Below are 2,148 nucleotides of genomic sequence, written 5' to 3' on the forward strand. Positions count from 1 at the left end.
CTTGATGCCCTTTTCCTTGGCATAGGCCTCGGACGACTTCTCGATGATCGGACGCAGCAGCTTCCAGTCGGGCGCAATCCAGTCGGAGACGACGTTCCACTTCTTGCCGTCCCACTGCTGGAAGGTCACGTAGCCGTCACCTTCGTGATTGTCCCAGGAGACGTTGATCGAGTGGAACAGGTCCTTGGCGCCCAGCGCCTCGACGCGTGCCGGATCGAGCTTGAGATGCTCGAAGCCCCAGCGGACTTCGTCGCCGGTGAGCGTGCGGTTGCCGAACTTGGCCTGCGCGATGCGGACCGCCTCGACATTGAGGATGCCGTTGACGATGCCGAGATTGTGGTAGACCGAGCCGATACGGCTCTTTTCCTCGAGATTGCCTTTGCCGGCGCCGTAGACCGTTTTGACGATCTCCTGGACCACCGGATACTGCTCGCCTGACGCCTGGGTGGTGATGGCCGTATAGCCCTTGGCGGCATCGCCCGCGGGGATCACATCCTCTTCCGAATTCGACCAGACATTGCCGACGATGTGATCGGCCGGGAAGCCGGTCTTCTGCGCGGTCTTGAGCGCAACCGGGTTCATCACGCCCCAGCCGCGCAGCACCACATAGTCGGGATGCTCGCGACGGATCGTCAGCCACTGCGCCTGCTGCTCGTTGCCTGGATGCGGAACCTCGATCTGCGACAGCTCGAAGCCGTATTTCTGCGACAGCAGCTCATAGATCGGAATCGTCTCCTTGCCATAGGGCGAGCCGTGATAGAGCACGACGATCTTCTTGCCCTTGAGCTTGTCGAGGCCACCTTCCTTGGAGGCGATATAGTTCACGATGCCCGAGGTCTCGCTGTACGGATTGAGCAGCAGCGGGAAGACGTAAGGGAACACGCGTCCGTCCGTGGTGTCGGTGCGGCCGTGGTTGATGGTGATCAGCGGCACCTTGTCATCGGTGATGCGGTCGATCATGGCATAGGCGATGCCGACCGAAAGCGGGTTCCAGGCGGCGATGCCGGGATTGCTCTTCAATCGTTCATAGACCTCGACGCCCTTCTCGACCTCATACTGCGTCTCGCCCTCGCTCCAGGTCAGCTTGACGCCGTTGACGCCGCCGTCGCGGATGTTGATCAGGTTGAGATAGTCGATGAAGCCGCCGAAGAAGCCGGTGCCGCCGGCGGCATAAGGGCCGACGCGGTAGCTCTGCAGGGGAAAATACTGCTCGTCGGCGTGGACCGCCGTCGCGCCGAGGACGAAGGCCGTGGCGATCGCCGCTTTCTTGAGGTGACTGAAGAAGGTCATGGATTGCGTCTCCTGAGGTTGTGGTCCGTGAGAGGATGTCGAGCGGCGCTCAGCTGGACCTTGAGCCGATCCGTCGTTTCAGGCGGTCGAAGAGGGCCGACAGCCCGTTCGGTTCCGCGATGAGGAAGATGATGATGAGCGCGCCGAGCACGATGCGCTGGCTCATGTCGAGAACACCCGAATCGAACAGTCCGCCAAACAGGAAGGCGCCAAGCCGCGACAGGATGAGCGGAAAGACGACGATGAACGCCGCTCCCAGAAAGGCGCCGCGTATCGAGGCCAGCCCGCCGATGATGATGATGAACAGGATCTGGAACGAGCGGTCGAGATTGAAGCCGGCCGGCTCGACGGTGCGCAGATAGGTGAAGGCCCACAGCACCCCGGCGACGCCGATGATGAAGGACGAGATGGCGAACGCGAGCAGCTTGGTCTTCAGCACAGGGACGCCGATCACCCGCGCGGCGGTTTCGTTGTCGCGCACGGCGATGAAATTGCGGCCGGTCGCGCTGTTGACCAGGCGCCAGACGAGCGCCGTGAGCACGATGACCGTGGTCACCGAGAGCAGGTAGCGGCCCGTCGCCTTGTCGAGCGAGAAGCCCGCAACGGCAAGGTGCGGCGCCGAGATCACCCCGGAAGGGTTGTCGTTGGAGAACCACCCGAACTTGGTCAGCGCCCACTGCACGAAGAACTGGGCGGCGAGCGTCGAGACGGCGAGATAGAAGCCGCGCAGGCGCAGGCTCGGCAATCCGAACACGACGCCGATGCCGGCGGCTGAAATCCCGGCCAGGATCATGGTCGCAGCCAGCGGCAGTCCTTCGACCCGAAGGTTGAAATTGTAGGCGGCGAAAGCGCCGACCG

2 protein-coding genes are annotated in these 2,148 nt (G+C 62.8%); both read right to left on the reverse strand.

Translation table 11 applies throughout. The features are described from left to right. On the reverse strand, window positions 1-1,290 hold a 1,290-nt coding region (locus NKJ55_RS35235; RefSeq protein ID WP_352453900.1), incomplete at its 3' end, for an ABC transporter substrate-binding protein. Between the two features lie 49 nt (window positions 1,291-1,339). Then, a partial coding sequence (locus NKJ55_RS35240) for a branched-chain amino acid ABC transporter permease (RefSeq protein ID WP_352453901.1) occupies window positions 1,340-2,148 on the reverse strand: 809 nt, incomplete at its 5' end.

Origin of the sequence: Mesorhizobium sp. M0106 (genome assembly GCF_040322715.1) — a bacterium.
Classification (GTDB): Bacteria; Pseudomonadota; Alphaproteobacteria; order Rhizobiales; family Rhizobiaceae; genus Mesorhizobium.